Origin of the sequence: Nitrincola sp. (genome assembly GCF_048264025.1) — a bacterium.
Taxonomy (GTDB): Bacteria; Pseudomonadota; Gammaproteobacteria; order Pseudomonadales; family Balneatricaceae; genus Nitrincola.
The window spans coordinates 359,841-376,668 of record NZ_JBLXDN010000001.1 but is presented as its reverse complement, the minus strand read 5'-3'; the positions used below and the strand labels follow the sequence as shown (position 1 = coordinate 376,668).

At 47.6% G+C, this 16,828-nt stretch carries 20 protein-coding genes, 1 tRNA gene and 1 other annotated feature; of the genes, 3 read left to right on the top strand and 18 right to left on the bottom strand.

Features of this window, described 5'->3' with window-relative positions; translation table 11 throughout:
- Nucleotides 1-103 precede the first annotated feature (103 nt).
- From ACN0R1_RS01760 to ACN0R1_RS01745, 4 genes are all read right to left on the bottom strand, one after another.
- Nucleotides 104-733 carry a hypothetical protein gene (locus ACN0R1_RS01760; RefSeq protein WP_417579287.1) on the bottom strand — a complete coding sequence of 210 codons (630 nt, stop codon included), beginning with the start codon at nt 731-733 and terminating at the stop codon, nt 104-106.
- A gap of 112 nt (nt 734-845) precedes the next feature.
- A complete protein-coding gene (bla, locus tag ACN0R1_RS01755; RefSeq protein WP_417579285.1) occupies nt 846-1,727 on the bottom strand; it encodes a class A beta-lactamase in 882 nt (293 codons plus the stop codon).
- A 117-nt stretch (nt 1,728-1,844) separates the two neighbouring features.
- A complete protein-coding gene (locus tag ACN0R1_RS01750; protein ID WP_417579283.1) occupies nt 1,845-2,015 on the bottom strand; it encodes a hypothetical protein in 171 nt (56 codons plus the stop codon).
- Nucleotides 2,016-2,290: 275 nt separating this feature from the next.
- Nucleotides 2,291-3,513 (bottom strand): IS3 family transposase gene (locus ACN0R1_RS01745; RefSeq protein WP_417579281.1). Its coding sequence is split into 2 segments (ribosomal slippage): nt 2,291-3,225 and nt 3,225-3,513, totalling 1,224 coding nucleotides; the frame shifts between segments, so codons are not numbered across the junction.
- Nucleotides 3,119-3,235 (bottom strand) — a sequence feature (AL1L pseudoknot). Its footprint overlaps the gene before it by 117 nt.
- A gap of 42 nt (nt 3,514-3,555) precedes the next feature.
- On the opposite strand from ACN0R1_RS01745, the gene ACN0R1_RS01740 reads away from it, so the two are divergent.
- Together ACN0R1_RS01740 and ACN0R1_RS01735 are read left to right on the top strand one after the other, a co-directional pair.
- A complete protein-coding gene (locus ACN0R1_RS01740) occupies nt 3,556-3,969 on the top strand; it encodes a methyl-accepting chemotaxis protein (protein WP_417579279.1) in 414 nt (137 codons plus the stop codon).
- A gap of 122 nt (nt 3,970-4,091) precedes the next feature.
- A complete protein-coding gene (locus tag ACN0R1_RS01735; RefSeq protein ID WP_417579277.1) occupies nt 4,092-4,529 on the top strand; it encodes a hypothetical protein in 438 nt (145 codons plus the stop codon).
- Nucleotides 4,530-4,608: 79 nt separating this feature from the next.
- Here the strand turns inward: ACN0R1_RS01735 and ACN0R1_RS01730 are convergent, their stop codons facing one another.
- From ACN0R1_RS01730 to ACN0R1_RS01700, 7 genes are all read right to left on the bottom strand, one after another.
- Nucleotides 4,609-6,327, bottom strand: a complete 1,719-nt coding sequence (locus tag ACN0R1_RS01730) for a SulP family inorganic anion transporter (protein ID WP_417579275.1) — start codon at nt 6,325-6,327, stop codon at nt 4,609-4,611.
- Nucleotides 6,324-6,746, bottom strand: coding sequence for a TIGR01244 family sulfur transferase (locus ACN0R1_RS01725; RefSeq protein ID WP_417579273.1), 423 nt, complete (start codon nt 6,744-6,746; stop codon nt 6,324-6,326). The genes ACN0R1_RS01730 and ACN0R1_RS01725 overlap by 4 nt, the downstream gene beginning before the upstream one ends.
- A gap of 16 nt (nt 6,747-6,762) precedes the next feature.
- Nucleotides 6,763-7,662: an MBL fold metallo-hydrolase gene (locus ACN0R1_RS01720; protein WP_417579271.1), complete on the bottom strand. Its 900-nt coding sequence runs from the start codon at nt 7,660-7,662 to the stop codon at nt 6,763-6,765.
- A gap of 99 nt (nt 7,663-7,761) precedes the next feature.
- Complete coding sequence (locus ACN0R1_RS01715; RefSeq protein ID WP_417579269.1) at nt 7,762-8,415, bottom strand: peroxiredoxin; 654 nt, start codon at nt 8,413-8,415, stop codon at nt 7,762-7,764.
- A 196-nt stretch (nt 8,416-8,611) separates the two neighbouring features.
- Nucleotides 8,612-8,926 carry a NifB/NifX family molybdenum-iron cluster-binding protein gene (locus ACN0R1_RS01710; protein WP_417579267.1) on the bottom strand — a complete coding sequence of 105 codons (315 nt, stop codon included), beginning with the start codon at nt 8,924-8,926 and terminating at the stop codon, nt 8,612-8,614.
- Between the two features lie 329 nt (nt 8,927-9,255).
- Entirely contained in the window at nt 9,256-9,522 is a 267-nt protein-coding gene (locus tag ACN0R1_RS01705) for a hypothetical protein (RefSeq protein WP_417579265.1), read from the bottom strand.
- Between the two features lie 222 nt (nt 9,523-9,744).
- A complete protein-coding gene (locus tag ACN0R1_RS01700; RefSeq protein WP_417579263.1) occupies nt 9,745-9,963 on the bottom strand; it encodes a CsbD family protein in 219 nt (72 codons plus the stop codon).
- A gap of 287 nt (nt 9,964-10,250) precedes the next feature.
- On the opposite strand from ACN0R1_RS01700, the gene ACN0R1_RS01695 reads away from it, so the two are divergent.
- Complete coding sequence (locus ACN0R1_RS01695; protein ID WP_417579261.1) at nt 10,251-12,218, top strand: methyl-accepting chemotaxis protein; 1,968 nt, start codon at nt 10,251-10,253, stop codon at nt 12,216-12,218.
- 200 nt (nt 12,219-12,418) lie between these two features.
- Here ACN0R1_RS01695 and ACN0R1_RS01690 read toward each other — a convergent pair.
- The 7 genes from ACN0R1_RS01690 to pdxA form a co-directional block, all read right to left on the bottom strand.
- Nucleotides 12,419-12,495 (bottom strand) — tRNA-Met (locus tag ACN0R1_RS01690).
- Nucleotides 12,496-12,561: 66 nt separating this feature from the next.
- Nucleotides 12,562-12,930, bottom strand: coding sequence for a PilZ domain-containing protein (locus tag ACN0R1_RS01685; RefSeq protein ID WP_417579259.1), 369 nt, complete (start codon nt 12,928-12,930; stop codon nt 12,562-12,564).
- A complete protein-coding gene (locus ACN0R1_RS01680) occupies nt 12,927-13,715 on the bottom strand; it encodes an OmpA/MotB family protein (protein ID WP_417579257.1) in 789 nt (262 codons plus the stop codon). The genes ACN0R1_RS01685 and ACN0R1_RS01680 overlap by 4 nt, the downstream gene beginning before the upstream one ends.
- Nucleotides 13,712-14,539, bottom strand: a complete 828-nt coding sequence (locus ACN0R1_RS01675) for a motility protein A (RefSeq protein WP_417579255.1) — start codon at nt 14,537-14,539, stop codon at nt 13,712-13,714. Before ACN0R1_RS01675 ends, ACN0R1_RS01680 begins: the two co-directional genes overlap by 4 nt.
- 67 nt (nt 14,540-14,606) lie before the next feature.
- On the bottom strand, nt 14,607-14,993 hold the full coding sequence (gene apaG / locus ACN0R1_RS01670; protein WP_417579253.1) for a Co2+/Mg2+ efflux protein ApaG: 387 nt from the start codon (nt 14,991-14,993) through the stop codon (nt 14,607-14,609).
- Nucleotides 14,994-15,002: 9 nt separating this feature from the next.
- Entirely contained in the window at nt 15,003-15,812 is an 810-nt protein-coding gene (rsmA, locus tag ACN0R1_RS01665; RefSeq protein ID WP_417579251.1) for a 16S rRNA (adenine(1518)-N(6)/adenine(1519)-N(6))-dimethyltransferase RsmA, read from the bottom strand.
- 6 nt (nt 15,813-15,818) lie between these two features.
- A complete protein-coding gene (gene pdxA / locus ACN0R1_RS01660) occupies nt 15,819-16,823 on the bottom strand; it encodes a 4-hydroxythreonine-4-phosphate dehydrogenase PdxA (RefSeq protein WP_417579249.1) in 1,005 nt (334 codons plus the stop codon).
- Nucleotides 16,824-16,828: the final 5 nt, after the last annotated feature.

The following is a 16,828-nucleotide window of genomic DNA, read 5'->3' as shown; positions in this document are numbered from 1 at the left end:
CAATGAGAGAAGCACTATGACTGCAAAAGATAGAGACTTGAACATGATTAAATATGAGTGCAATGGATTTCAGCCTACTATAGTTAACTAAGTGAAGAAGGACTTACTGGAAAACACTTTGTAAATGTTCAGCAGCTTGCTTAGGGGTAACTGGTAGGAGAATGCGCCATTCACCCTCATGTTTAGCGAAATCCTCCTCAATTGCGCTTTTTTCACCATTGTGTGAAAGGTCATAGTGTATCCTGGCATGGCTTTCGTTCAAGAATATGACGGACTTCACACTGATGTTTTCCAGGCGCGCCGAGTCAAGAATGGCCGGCAAGTAGGTTACCATCGCGCGATCAATATATGCCGAAACTTGTGTCCCCGTTAGTTTGTGGATCTTATCGTCTGGGACTCCCTCAAAGAAGACCTCTACAATTGGGTGTTTTGCACTCCAAGGATCGTTTTTCGCCTCAATCAGTATTGGCAGAGTGTATTGTTCGTAATCGCTCAAATGTTGCGGGTGGACAAGCGTGGCTGCTCTATCAAACTCCGACTTTGAGTAAGCTTCCATGTATTCAGTAACAACTTGAATTACGCTGTCTTCCTCACCCTTATTTTCGACAGCGACTGACGAAAAGCTAGTTGCTACAACTGCAATAAAAACAACAAATCTGCTCAAACTCATCGTATTCCATACGCTCTTCGTATCCTTGTCGGATGGCTTTTTAAAAAAGCTCGTGATGTTCATAATATTCCTTTCAGCACCCGCTGCTGTGTATGCACTTTTCGCAATGGCTTAAGGCGTGACGAGTACCTGATGTAGTCATTGAAATGGTGGTCGCAGGCATAGAGCTGTGCAATTATTTGCTTACATCGATTAACTCTATGAGCACACGTCCCAGTTGAGCTATTGCGGCATTCCTTTCTTCAAATGATGCTGTTGTTTCGGTTATATAGAAGGCCACAAATACTGGTTCGCGCTCCGCAGGCCAGATAACCGCCGTAATGGATCTAGAGCCAAATCCACCCGCACCGGTTCTATCACCAATAACCCAATCATTAGGCATGCTTGACCGAAATAAGGCATCGGCTACCTTGTTATTCACTAACCAAGTCTGCAAATAACGCTTAGACTCTAGTGATAACACATTACTCAACAACAACTGTTCAAGATTGCTAACCATCGCATTAGGTGTCGTTGTATCCCGCTCATCGCCCGGCTCGGCTTGATTAAGGTCGGTCTCCCAGCGATCTAAACGAGTAACCTTATCATCTAGCTGCCTAGCGAAATCCGTCACACTTTCAGGCCCCCCTAAACTTTGTAAAATTAGGTTGGCGGCGGTGTTATCACTTGTTGTCATCGTAGCTTCGCAGAGTTCAAAAAGAGTTATGTCACGTGTGTCAGCATACTCTTCTAAAACGGGTGAATAAGTTACTAGATCAGATGATGAAACACTTACACTCGTTGTAAGCTGCTCACTACCCGCATCGACACGCTGCAATAGAGCCGCGCATGCCAGCGTTTTGAATGTACTGGATAGTGGAAAACGCTGGTCGGAGTTGTATTCCCATCGCATGCCCGTCTCCGTATCGTGCGCAGCAAACCCAATACGGGCATCAAGGTGGCTCTCAATGCGCTTAAGTTCGGAAAGAAGAACATCCTCATCTGCGATCAACAAAGAGGAAAAAGTTGCTATGCTTAAAAGTAAAACAAAATGGGATACAGTCATTCTATGTTTCATCTGGGGTCTCTTTAGGTATTTGATCCCGGCAACGCAAACCGCCTAACGTTATCGTGTCTGGAGTGGTTATTTAGGTGCGATACTCAGAGGCCTCGAGTTTATAAGTTCGCTGTTTTTTCAGCAAAAAATTTTTGACTCTTCAGCGCTATATTTTTCAGGTAACTGGTTAAATTCTTGATCGTTACCTTGAAAAGAAAGATCGACCGAGGTGCTGCTAATATACTCTCGGTACAGATCAAGAACACCCTTCAAGTCATCAGGGAAAACGGCTCTTACTACCTCAAACACTTCACTCTCCTAGCCGTTGAAGCTCGTAATAAACGGCGCGCGAAATGGGCATCCCGCGACCGCAGGGAACAAATTTGGCCGGCTTGTTATATGCATCTATTTAATATTCTGACCTATAAAATTATTTAGCTCAGAAGGCGACCTGATTATGCAGAGTGATTTATTAGCAGACATCATTTCCAGTCTGCACAGAAAGTCGTCGTTCCAGAACTTTGGACATAGCCTTAATACTTTATTGAATCGTACCGGGTTTTGTGGAGGCAGTTTGCTTTAAGTCAGGCCGCTATAGCCTGACCAGTTTGGTGCTGATAGTAGTTTGCCTCAGCTTCCGCTGGAGGTATATACCCAATCGAACCCAGTAGCCGCTGATGGTTATACCAATGCACCCATTTCAGAGTGGCCATCTCAACGGCTTCACGGCTCTTCCATGATTGGCGGTGGATCACCTCAGCCTTGTACAAGCCATTGAGGGTCTCAGCCAATGCATTGTCGTAGCTGTCTCCTTTACTGCCCACAGAAGGCTCTATATTGGCCTCGGCTAGGCGCTCAGTGTATCGGATGGAAACATACTGGCTACCTCGGTCACTGTGATGGATCAGCCCTCCGGCCCGATGTGGTTGACGTTCATGCAAGGCCTGCTCCAGTGCATCCAGAACGAAATCAGTCTGCATACGGTTGCTGACCCGCCAGCCCACAATGCGACGTGCAAAGACATCGATCACAAAAGCCACATAGAGCCAACCCTGCCAGGTCGAGACATACGTGAAGTCCGATACCCACAACTGGTTGGGCTGATCAGCATGGAAATAGCGCTGAACCCTGTCTTGTGGGTAGGCGGCTTTATCATCCGGTACCGTGGTGCGGACAGCTTGGCCTCGACGCACACCCTGTAAGCCAAGACGCTGCATCAGGCGCCTCACGGTGCATCGAGCCACCTCAACCTGCTCCCGTAGAAGCTGCTTCCAGACCTTGACTACACCGTAACATTGCATGTTGTCATCCCAGACACGCTGGATTTCAACACAGAGCTGGTCATCCCGTTTACTGCGGTCAGGGCGCAACTCAGGATCACGAGCTCTGGCGACCTGCTTGTAGTAACCCGACGGAGCAATCTGCAGGATTCGACAGATCGGCTCGACTCCGTATTGGTCACGATACTCATCAACAAAAGCAATCAATGTTTGGTACGGCGGTCGAGCTCCGCCTTGGCAAAATAAGCACTAGCTAGTCGAAGAATTTCATTGGCTTTGCGCAGCTCTCGATTCTCACGCTCAAGCGCTTTCATGCGTTCACGCTCATCAGTGGTTTGACCAGAGCGCTGACCTGTATCCGTCTGATGGCGGCGTAACCAGCCGTGGAGGGTCTGAGGTACACAGCCAATCTTAGGTGCAATGGACTCAATAGCGGCCCACTCAGATGGATAATCATTCAGGTGTTCTTGAACCATACGCACGGCACGCTCACGAACTTCGGGGGAGTATCTGTTAGAGTTTTTCATAGCCTTATTCTCTCAAAGAAATAGGCCTCCACGAAAGCCGGTGTGATTCATAAAGGCCTGCTGCGATCGTTTGATGCGCGCATTTGTGAACTGAACGACTTTGAAGGCAAAGTGACCCGTTATGTTGTCTTCGGGGTTGATATTACTGACCGACAGATTGCGTTAAAAGAAACCAATCAGGCGATGGGTGAGTTGCTGAGTGTCGGTAATGAGATCGGTAATATTGTCGGCAGTATTGCCGGGATTGCCGGGCAAACCAACCTGCTGGCACTTAATGCCGCGATCGAAGCGGCTCGCGCGGGTGAGGCTGGTCGAGGCTTTGCTGTAGTGGCCTCAGAAGTGCGTGACCTGGCCAGCCGTTCATCGGACTCTGCCGGCCAGATTACTAAACTGGTTGAAGCAACTCGATCTCGTATAGACGAGCTGGCTAAGTCGCTTGACCGGATTAATGACTGATTTGTAGATTAATACTTTAAGATTACCTGTGTAGCAACAGGTAATAATTCTAGCTCCACTAACATTAGATTGTTCTAATGTGTTATTGTGTCATTCAATAACTCATAAAGTGGAGAAGGCAAATGAAGAAAAGTAACTACGCCACACTGTTTTTAGCTGCAAGCCTGATGGTTCCTATGGCTGTTCAAGCAAGCGATCACAGCGTTGAGAAAGCCTTAATCCTGGTCAACAGCGGGTCACTTCAGACTCAAGGCATGGCTATGGTGCTAGGGAATGCTATGCAGGACCAGGGAACGCAAGTCGATGTGCTGCTCTGCGACGAAGCTGGGGATCTTGCCTTGCAGGAAACCGTTAGTGAAGAGTTAAAGCCAAACGATGTGACGCCAGAACAATTAATGATGAAGTTGCAACAGGGTGGCGCAAGCGTGAGTGTGTGTGCCTTGTATTTGCCTAACAGTGGTAATGCCAGGGATGCCCTGCGTGAAGGTGTTGACGTTGCCGTGCCACCTGCGATGGCTGAAAAAATGTTGGCTACGGATACACGTGTATTCAGCTTCTAACAAGTAGCACTATTCCGTGCTGTTACACCTTAAACAGTTGCGGGGCTCATGACCCCGTAACTGTTTAAGATCAGCAAGTTTAAACCTTGTGTTCAGGACCCAGTGCCTGCCAGGCATCAAATGTACTCATGAAAATTTGACCACTCAGGTGTGATGGAAAATTAACCAGTTGCAATCGATCCATCACTGGGCCTTTGACTTCGGCCAGATGCAGCAAGACACCGGCATCTTTGAGGCGGCTATTGATGGATTCCAGGCTATCCAGTGCGGATGCATCAATAAGATTTACGGCCTGGCAACTTAACACCAGATGTTGCACGTGTAAATTCTCACTAATCATTTCCAACACTCTGTCTTCCAAGTAGCGAGCATTTGGAAAGTACAGACTTTCATCTACTCGCAGTAACACCAGCCTAGAACAGGTTTCAACCTGATGGCGATCTATGTTGCGAAAGTGTTCAGTGCCGACAATACGTCCCACAACAGCACTGTGAGGGCGGCTAGTGCGGTAGAGGTGTAGTGCTAGAGATAATGCAACACCGGCAAGAATGCCAACCTCGACTCCCTGTAACAGGGTCACCATGATAGTGACTAACATCGCAGAAAAGTCTGACTTGGAATAGCGCCAGGTGTGTTTAATGGCATGCCAGTCAATCAGTGACACCACAGCGACAATAATAGTCGCCGCCAGAGTGGTAATGGGGAGTGCTGCTAACAAGGGCGTAAACCATAAAATGACTATCAAAATGCCCAGTGCTGTATAAGCGCCTGCCGCTGGAGTTCGCGCACCCGCATCAAAATTGACCACGGAACGAGAAAATCCGCCTGTTACGGGCATACCTGCACTGAAGGCTGATCCAAGGTTGGCAACACCTAAGCCTACTAGCTCCTGATTCGGATCGATACGTTCACGTCGCTTAGCCGCTAAAGTTTGTCCGACAGAAACGGATTCAACAAAACCAACAATACTGATTAGTAAAGCCCCGATCCAGAGCTGTTGCCAGAGTGTAAAATCTGAACTGGGTAGTGTTAGTGGTGGTAGTCCGGCTGGGATGTCGCCCACAACAGCCAAACCCTGTTCGCTGAGTACAAAAAAAGATGAAATCCAGGTTGTTACTATGACGGCCAGGATTGGGGCTAGACGTACCAGACTACTGGCCAGGCTATGACTAACGCCAACCTGCTCTAGCCATAGGCTTAACCAACGCCGCGTTATAAACAGGAATGCCAGTGAGCCGCCACCCAGTATGAGCGTGATCAGGTGCATATCTGAAAGGTTATGTACCAGGCTCAGTATAAGTTCAGGAAGATTGTGGCCGTTAGCGGCAATCCCTAACAGGTGTTTAAGTTGACTGAAGGCGATAATAATAGCTGAGGCTGTAATAAAGCCAGAAATAACTGGATGGCTGAGGAAGTTGGCCAGAAAACCAAGCCGGAGTAACCCCATAAGGGTTAATATGGCTCCGGACATAAATGTCAGGAGTAACACAACAGTCAGGTAGTCAGCGCTGCCGGAGGTTGAGATCTTGCCAGCTGCAACCGCAGTCATCAGTGCAATAACGGCGACTGGGCCGACAGAGAGCGTCCGACTGGTACCAAATACTGCATAGAGGAGCAGGGGAGCGATACTGGCATAGAGTCCCACTTCAGGTGGTAGACCTGCCAGCATCGCATAAGCCAGTGACTGTGGAATTAACATCACAGTTACAATGACGGCTGCCAGAATGTCCTGATGGAATATCGATAGACGATAGTCCGGTAACCATTCCAAAATAGGTAAATATTTTCTGATTTTCACTGTTTTATAAATCTATCATGAAGATCGCTAAGGTCATGGCCAGCAGCATGTGCAGCCATGAGTAACGGTCCAATATCACATGTGTCTTGTTGCATCTGGTTATGAATCCACAGCGACACAGCTCGGCGGCCACTGCGGCAAAAACCCAAAATAGGTGCGGGCAGTGTTTCAATAGCAATACCGAAGGTTTCGACCACTTCTGGGGTGTACTCACCAGGTGTCACAGGAATTTCGATCCACTCAATACCGGCTACTTGTGCGGCTCTACTCAACTCAGCATCATTGAGGTGATCTTCTGCTTCACCTGGCCTGCGATTACAAATAATTGATCGAAAGCCTCTTGCTTTGAGTTCAGCAATATAGGCAGGATAAATGGCGTGACAAATACTAAAACCGGGCTCGAGTTCTTTAATATCCATGGCGTACTTTAATTGCTCAAAATAGATTAATCGGAATTTTCAGGTAGACTTGGCCGTTTTCATCAGCCGGTGGCATCTCACCCGCGCGCATGTTGACCTGTACCGATGGCAAAATCAGAGCTGGCATGTCGAGTGTGGCATCCCGTTCGGTGCGCATGCGCACAAATTCGGCTTCACTGATGCCTTCATGTACATGAATGTTGTTTTTGCGCTGTTCGGCAACGCTGGTTTCATGGACATATTCTTCACGCCCTGGTGCCTTGTAGTCATGACATAGAAATACACGCGTTTCTGACGGTAAGCTCAGCACTTTCTGAATAGATTGATACAGGGTTTTCGCATCACCACCAGGGAAGTCACAGCGTGCAGTTCCGTAGTCAGGCATGAACAAGGTGTCTCCGACAAATACGGCATCGCCAATCACATAGCTCAGACAGGCTGGTGTGTGTCCCGGTGTATGGAGTATGTAACCCTGCAAATTTCCGATGGCGAAGTGATCACCTTCTTTAAACAACTGGTCAAATTGGCTACCATCACGAGCAAACTCTGTGCCAGCATTGAAGGCCTTTCCAAAAGTGTCTTGTACCACTGTAATCATGGCACCTATACCGGTTTTACCTCCCAGTGCATCATGCAGGTAAGGTGCAGCAGATAAGTGATCTGCATGTACATGGGTTTCTAAAATCCACTCAACCTGCAGCTTCTCAGCCTTCACGTAAGCGATGATTTCGTTGGCAGAATAGACATCTGTACGACCGCTGGCATAATCGAAATCCAATACTGAATCGATAATGGCGCAGGCATTGGATGTAGGATCCTGTACCACGTAACTGAAAGTATTGGTCGGTTCGTCAAAAAAGGTTTTAACCTTTGGGATATTTGACGTATCTATTCGAGTATCGACTAAATCATTCATGTTTTAACTCCTAAGCATTAATAGTTACGGCTGAAAAAACCCTCACTTTTGATGTTAAGTGAGGGTGTTAGATCAGCCACTAATAGCTAAGTATATGTTTCAAAGCTGCTTGGTGCAGAAGTAGAAATCAACACACTCGTATTCACCGGAATTGATTCGCTCATCAGCACCAGCGGCTGTTGCAGAAGGCGGTACAATAACGCGGTCACCTGGTTGCCAACCTTCTGGTGTGGCAACTTTATGCTCGTCGCTGGTTTGTAGTGCGTCAAGCAGGCGCAGGAATTCAGGTATGGAACGACCATTGCTCATGGGGTAGTAAACCATGGCACGCAGAATACCGTTAGGATCAATCATAAACGTTGCCCGCACGGCCGAGGTATCAGCGGCTCCAGGATGAATCATGCCGTAGGCGCGTGCCACATCCATTTTCAAGTCGGCAATGATCGGGAAGGGAATCTCAATGCCGAACTTCTCTTTAATATTACGCATCCAAGCGATGTGCGAGTGATGACTGTCGATAGACAGGCCCAGTAGTTCGCAGTTGCGCTTGTTGAATTCAGGGGCCATTTTTGCAAAGGCCATAAACTCCGTGGTGCAGACTGGGGTAAAATCAGCCGGGTGTGAGAAGAGCACCAGCCACTTGCCCTTGTAGTCGTCCAGGCATTTCATGCCATCGGTTGTGGGGGCATTAAACTCGGGTGCTCGCTGGTTTAAGCCTGGCAATCCAACAACTGTATTTTCAATGTTTTCCATAGTTAAATCCTCGGTTATTTGATTTAGACAAGTCTAATATAACAGGTAAATAACTAAATAGAATATGTTTATAACTATTGTTGTGATAGCTGTTTTTTATTGCGTTACCTATGCGGTGCTATCATTCGTTGTGTGGGCTGGGCAGCCTTGTTTCAGAGTTGTGGTCATATCATCTAATGGGTTTGTTTCAGCGAAATTATTCTGTCATCTCTATGAGCTGCTTTATAGCACTGTCAGGATCAGTTTCCTGTGTTACGACTACACGGATGCCTTTGCGGGCCAGGCGCGCCGATAAACCTTTTCCCACTTCCGCCGTAAGCAGAATATTCATATTATCCAATGGGTGAGGTGCATTTGAATCACTGTCGTGAAATGACTCATCTCTGCTGAGTTCAAGCAAGGATTTATCAACTACCAGACTTTCCTCAAGGGTATAGATCCAGAACTTACGACAGCGGCCCGCATGCCCGGTAATAGTCTTGCGGTTTTGACTGGTAACGGCAATTTTCATTTTAAGTACTCATCGGCTGCTATTTATTGTTGCGGAAAATCTAATATAGCAGATCAGTTCTTAAATGGAATAAGCTTATAACAAATAAATATTATCTGGGTTCGAGCAATGACTCCAGATGAGATCCCTTCAGATTGTCTCTAGCCTCCTCAGCTCGTACCAGTTTACTGACCTGCTCACTGGGTTGCAGTTTCAACGACAGTCCGGGCCTGAGTAATCAAGCTGTTTACGCTTGCACAGCTCTGACGAAACTTCAGATCTCGGGTAATGTATCGCAGCCGCCAGCAGGCCAGCAGGCCAGCAGGCCAGCAGGGCTAGTACCAGGTTGATCAACGTAAGGCGCTAGTCAGGCTGAAGGCCTGCAGGCTGGCCAGTGCTATCACCACCGCTGCACCAGGAACAGCCACCCACCTAACCAGTAGCATCGCTAGCACCAGGCTGAGTCCTATCATCGTCAGCAAGGTATGGCCGAACAGCTTTGTCTCTATCACGATAAGGTTCAGCATATCAGTCAATAAATTCTTTAGAATGCTGGTAATGTTCTCTATGTCATCCTTCTCATCAGTTTTGTCCTGAGATGAGTGTGCATCCTTCATAGCTTGGCACCTCGGCCATTACGTAGATTTTTTCCAGGCTGGCTTTGATCTCTCTCCAGATGGCGACACTGTGTAATGGCTGGGTGAAAATTGAACACAAATTCACATGCATCATCTAAAACCTCATACGCCAGTTCAATTGAAAATTCTAATCTCACCATGATAAAGCTCGCTTTTGTAAAAAATTCGCTAGTTGTAAATAGAGCTATGGGTAAGTGATTGTTAGCGAATATGTGTCTCAGTGAACAGTTTTACTTGTTTCTCGGCTTCTTCACGAGTGATGTTGTACTGCTCTTCTATCAGGCCAACCAGCTTCTGGTGATGCCCTGCAGTTTCCATCAACTGATCATCAGTGAGTTTGCCCCAGGCAATTTTGGCCGCACCCATATGCTGTTTCCATTGAGCGGAAAGGCTGTTCATAGCGTTTTCGGAAGTTGTCATGTTGACCTCTACGGGGTGATGCTCTTCTGACGACGTGCCAGCTTATAGAACCACCAAGACTATAAGATAGAATGCTGTGTAGCTTAGGTCAGTGCGGTAACGCGCATAACAGGGCGAGGAGTGCGGCTTACTGATCAAACAGAAATACGCCTGTGTTCAAGAATCCAATTGGTATGTCAGTGTCGTAAATAGAACGAGTTACGTGGAAACTGGAATAGTAAACTTGTAACATTCTGTTAGTTTACTATAGGTAGATATTATTATTTCTCATGCACAGGCGCTTATAAATGAAAATAAAATCTAAGCTGCTTATCGCTTTTTTACTGACGGCTTTATTTCCTGTACTAATTGTTTCAGCACTGACAATACACAATGTAGCTAACCAAGCACGCGAAGCGTTTATAGAAACGAGCCGTTTAGACATGCAGCTTGCGGAAAATACTTTTGTGACATTTTTCAATCAGGTTGAGCAAAATGTCGCGGCGGTTGCAGACTATCCTGCACTCAAAGCAGTCAAGAGTATTGGCATCAGCACTTACTTTGGTTCGGGAAAAAAGCCTTCAGAAACAGCTCGGGCAAAGGGTGGAGAAGAACGCAGGATTTTTGAGTATTTTTCAAGTATCGGTAATAACAATCCTTCTTATGGTTATGTGTATATGTCCGATGTTGAGGGTGGTTATATTGAGTGGCCCGGAACAGATGATTATGCCGACTGGGATCCTCGTAATCGTCCCTGGTTTACAATTGGTCAAAGTGCGAGTTATGAGGTATCACGTCGTGATAGCTATTACTGGGAACCTGTGGATGCTGTTTTTGTGTCTGTACTTAAAGGATTTAAAGATGCTGAAGGAAAATTCGGTGGTGTTGTTGCCATTGATGTTTCGCTTAAATCACTCACAGATATGACCCAAAAACTGCGTTTTGGCGAGACCGGGTTCTTTATGTTGCTTGAAGGCAACGGTACTATACTGGTTGATGGTCTTAAATCAGAAAATAGTTTCAAAAAAGTCTCTGACCTGTCAGATCCTTACTACCAAGCCTTGTCATCCACTGAAAATGGTGTGATTGAAGTCAAAATTGATGGTGTCGACTATATGGCCAATGTCTATACATCACCAACACTGGGTTGGAAATTGATCGGCTTTAAACAAAATGCTGAGATATTTGCCAGTGCGTCACGTCTGATTTGGCAAACTGTAATGACTAGCATTCTGGTTATTTTGATATTTAGTATTGTCGGCGTGTTGATTGCCAGGCGTATCAGCTCGCCCATTAACCTGGTTAAAGATGGTTTAAAGACTATTGCTCAGGGTGAGGGTAATTTAACCCATAGATTAGAGGTTGTCAGCCAAGACGAGACAGGTGAGCTGGCTAAGTGGTTTAACCAGTTTATTGAGTCGACGCAAACTATGGTTCGTTCCATTAAGGAGAGCGCACTGACTATCCATGATGTTTCAGATCATACCAGCCAGGAAACAGCGGCGATGACGGCGCTGTTACAGCAGCAGTTGCAGTCTGTTGAATTGATTGTAACAGCCATTACGCAAATGTCCTCGGCTGCCAATGATGTAGCCCGGAATAGTGTACGTACAGCTGAGGTATCAGAGCACGGCTTGAGTATGACTCGAGAGGGTAAGGCCGTTATTAACCGCAGCGCTTCCAGTGTTAATCAGTTAGGTAAAAGTATTGAAGCTTCAAGTCAGGTTATCCAGGAGCTAGAACAAGAAACTGACAATATTAATAATATTTTGACCACCATCCAGCAAATTGCTGAACAGACCAACTTACTGGCGTTGAATGCCGCCATTGAAGCTGCTCGTGCGGGTGATCAGGGACGTGGCTTTGCCGTAGTGGCTGATGAAGTCAGAAGTCTTGCCAAACGTTCGCACGATTCTACTGAACAGATTAATCATATATTGAACATGCTGGTTAGCCGTATTCGTGAAGTGACCACTGTAATGAATCGGAGCCTGGATGAATCTCAGGAGGCTACTCGGTTGTCACAAGAGGCACTTAGTGCCTTTGAAAGTATTGAGAACTCTGTCGAAAGTATTCGTGATATGACGATAGCGACGGCAAGTGCTACGGAGGAGCAGCACTTGGTGACAGAAGATATTAATAAGAATGTTGTTTCTATTAATGAGTCGATCAACCAGGTTTCTGTTCAAGCACAGGATGTTGAAGGTTACGCACGTCAGCAAAGTGAATTAAGTGCTTCGCTGCGTGAGCTCGTGGCTCGTTTTCGGACAGATTAAATTTGGCTTCCCTATATGCACAGTGAGTCAAAGCAAATACACCTTGTCGTAGAAGCACTCTATAAGGATTTTGCATCTGCCGAAAACTATGACAATGGATTGTGACATAAAGCTGTCATTGATCAATCAGGAGGAATAAATAAAAGTCTATAAAACAAAAAAAGCAGATCAGTAAGTTACTGATCTGCCTTCTTAAAATTTGGTAGCGGGGACAGGATTTGAACCTATGACCTTCGGGTTATGAGCCCGACGAGCTACCAGACTGCTCCACCCCGCATCAACGTGGGACGAATATTACAGAGAAGAGCTTTTGCTGTCAAGGGTTTATTACGCACACGCAACACTATTCTGCTCTCTGGCGCAAAATCGCCTGTTTTTGGCATTCCAGAATAAAACGGGATAACAGGCGTTCATCCATGCTACTCATCTCTTGCAGTTCGCCGCCATAACTACCTGTGTGCGTCCGAATCAGATCCACTTTGCAAAAAATGGTGAAATCCTGCTCATCCAGTGTGAAGTTAAGCTGCGCATCGTAACGTCCGGATTTAAGCTCATGTTCACTGATAAACGCTACGCCGTTGGCTGACAGGTCTTCCAGGTCGACCAGGTCACCATTAACGCGCAGGCTGACCGGATCATCCTGTACAGGGGTCATCCGAAAGGCTCGGCGGCCACGGTCTTGTATTCCTGGAAACGAAATCAGTGGTTTCATCGTGGTAACTCCGTCCGTTCAAGGACAAATTCTAGGCGTCGATTTGCTGCTCTGTTGTCTTCAGATGTATTGGGTAGCAACGGCATAGAGTCACCGTATCCGCTGGCAACAACACGCTGTGGTGACAACCCTCCTTCAATAAGAAAGCGTAGCACAGCTGTGGCGCGAAAGGCGGATAGTTCCCAGTTGGACGGGAAGCGTTCGCTATCGACAGGCTGATCATCGGTGTGCCCATGAATTTCGAGTTTGAAGCCGGGGTTATCCAATACAACTTCAAGAACGCTGTCTAGTAGTGGCATCATTGAACGTCGAATCTCCACAGAGCCAGGCTCAAACATCACGGCTGCATTGACCTTTAGGTTGAGTTTACCATCCAGTGGCGAGCCGATTTCAACCCAACTGCCCATGTCTTTTTCGGCAAGAGACCCTTCGATATCAGCGACGATCTCTTCGAGTTCGACATTGATGGCATCAACCAAGGCTTGCTGGAAACGCATCTGATCGGCTAGTTCGGCATCACGGTTGATGATTGCTGGATCATTAAGATCGGGAATACGGGTAGTTTCGGCTGCAGGTTCCAGTAACGGGATCAGGCTGGCGGGCGCAGAATCACGTGACAGGGCGATATTCAGCGATTTGGCCGCTTCTTCGAAGGCTTCGTGTTCGACACTGGACATGGAAAATAGCAGTACAAAAAATACCAGTAGCAGCGTCATCAGATCAGCAAAGGTGGTAATCCAACCAGGACCTTCATTCTCATCCAGTAGCTGCTGTTTGCGGTTCATGCCTTTTTATCCTGCGGCTTGGCTTTATCCGCTGTTTTGGCTGGCTCCTGTGCTTTGTTCTGCTTGCCTGCACGTAGCGGTTTGCGTGATGCTTCTGGTAGATAAGAAGACAATTGCTCATACACATGTGCATAGTGATCATTGGTTAGAATGCTGATACAGCCTTCCCGGATGATCTCCAGGTTGGTCACTTCAGCGAGTGTTCTGGCGCGCAGTTTTCCAGCAATGGGTAGAAATACCACGGTAGCCAGAAGCGATCCATAGAAAGTGGTTAATAGCGCAATGGCCATAGCCGGCCCGATGGTTTCCGGATCCTGAAGGGCGCTGAGCATCTGAATCAGACCGATCAATGTACCCAGCATGCCAAACGCAGGGGCATACATGGCCATCTTGCGGAAAACATCCTGTACCGTGAAGTGTCGACCTATCAAGGAGTCGATTTCATTTTGCAGGGTGTTGCGAATAACCTGCTCGGAGGCGGCTTCTGCCAGCAGGTTGGCAGCGCGTTGCAAGACACGGGAGTTGGTTTCTATATCACCGAGCATTAACAGGCCATGGCGGTGGCTGATGCGGCTCAGCTCCAGCATGGTGTCGATCATTTCCTGCGCATTGGTTTTGTCCCGAGTGAATACGAACCAGGCGGCACGGAAGGCATTCAGAACATCTTTAAATTGTACGGTGAGCAAAGTAGCCGCAATGGTACCGCCGGCTACAATCATCAGGCCTGGAATATTGACAAAAACATCTGGGTTACCGCCCAGGAAAATGGCAATAATGATCAGGGCGAAGCCTGAAATAATCCCTAGTAATGATGCAAAATCCATAGCCGGTCTCTGTTATTTAATGATCAGGAGCCGAGTATAGCAATACTCGGCTAGTGTTCAGTAAGTTTCAATGTAATGCATTCGGCAGTGCCAGGGTGAAGGCTGGAATCGGAGCGATAAATTCACCTGTTTCATCGGTCATCATACAATAATGCCCCTGCATACTGCCGACCTCGGTGGGAAGTACTGTTCCGCTGGTGTAGCTATAGCTTTGGCCAGGCTCGATAGTGGGCTGCTCACCGACCACGCCTTCGCCAGTGACTTCCTGTATCTGTTCATTACCATCAGTGATGACCCAGCGGCGGCTGATCAACTGAACCGGAACCGGGTTCTGGTTGGTGATGGTGATGTGGTAGGAAAAAACATAACGGTGAGCATCCGGATCAGATTGCTCATACAGATAAGCCGTATCGATACTGATGTGCATGTTTTCACCCATAGATTTACTATTCATAAACGCTGGTTATTCCTTTTTTTGTTCATGTAGAAAGTCACTGATACGGATAAACTCCTGCAGTGTCAGGCGTTCGGGACGCTCTCCCGGATTAATCTCAAGTGATTCGAGTGCGTCAGCACTGATCAGGTCTTTCAGGTTGTTACGCAAAGTTTTACGGCGCTGATTAAAGGCCGTTTTAACCACAGACTGTAACAGATCCACATCTTTGGCTACCAAGGGTAACTGCTTATGGGGCGTTAGGCGTACTATGGCTGAATCTACCTTAGGCACCGGGTTAAAGGCTTCTGGGGGTACCAGAAATAAATTTTCAACCTGGCAATAATACTGTGCCATGAGGCTTAGCCGACCATAGTGCTTTTCACCAGCCTTGGCTGCGAGCCGCTCTACTACCTCTTTCTGCAGCATAAAGTGCATATCGGCGATCTGCTCATTGTAGCTTAGCAGGTGAAAAATCAGCTGTGTGGAAATATTGTAAGGCAGGTTGCCGACGATGCGCAGTGGCTGCTGGTCTTCACACAGCGAGGTGTAGTCGAATTTCATCGCATCGGCTTGATGAACACGAAAGTGCTCACCGTAATTAAAGAATTTAGTGCGCAGAATAGGTACCAGATCACGATCCAGTTCAATGGCATCCAGACCACCGGCGGCATTGAGGATCTCTTCTGTCAGAGCCCCTAGACCGGGTCCGATTTCAACTAAATGATCAGTGGGACGTGGAGAAATGGCGCGAATGATACGGTGGATAACACCCTGGTCCTGAAGAAAATTCTGACCGAAACGTTTACGGGCTTTGTGGCCTACCGGTTTTTTACTCATGAGTTCCTATGCTGTTTTTGATGCTGAGCGACGAGCCGAGGCCATCTGCGCAGCATAATTAATGGCAGTAATCAGGCTGCCGGTATCGGCTTTTCCGCTACCGGCCAGGTCAAATGCGGTACCATGATCAACTGATGTACGGATGATCGGAAGCCCCAGGGTAATGTTGACGGCTTGGCCAAAACCCTTGTACTTCAGCACCGGTAACCCTTGGTCGTGATACATTGCCAGTACGGCGTCAGCCTGGCTCAGGTATTTCTGATTGAATAGTGTATCAGCTGGCAAGGGGCCCTGAATCTGCTCGCCACGTTGGCGAAAGGCATCCAATACCGGAATAATTGTTGTCAGTTCTTCATCGCCCAGGTGACCACCTTCTCCCGCATGGGGGTTAAGTCCGGCAACCAGCAAGCGTGGCTGGGGAATACCGAATTTCTGACGTAAATCCTGCAACAAAATAGTGATGACTTGCTCTAGCAACGGGCGGGTAATAGCATCTGCTACGGCTCTCAATGGCAGATGAGTGGTTGCCAGGGCAACTTTTAATCCTTCGGTGGCCAGCATCATCACCACTTTGGGTGTGCCGGTCAGGGCTTCCAGAAATTCGGTATGTCCGGTGAAGGGGATGCCGGCATCGTTGATGATGCCTTTATGAACGGGTGCCGTAATTAGCGCATCCAGTTTACCTTGTTGGCAATGCTGTGTTGCGAGAGTCAGCGTTTCCAGCACATAGGCTGCATTACGGACATCAGGTGTACCAACTTGGGCAGGTACAGACATAGGCACCGGGTAAACCAGCAGTTCCCCAGGCGGCATCAATCTGTTGTCCTGCTCACCCTGCCATACGTGCAGTTGCAAGGCCTGACCCAGCGCTTTGGCGCGAGCCTCCAGTAGTAGCGGGTCGGCGAAGGCAATCAGCTGGTGTGGCCAGGCAATTTGCGCCAGTTGCACACACAGATCTGGACCTATACCCGCTGGTTCACCTGGAGTCAGTGCAAAACGTAGCAAATCCACTGGGC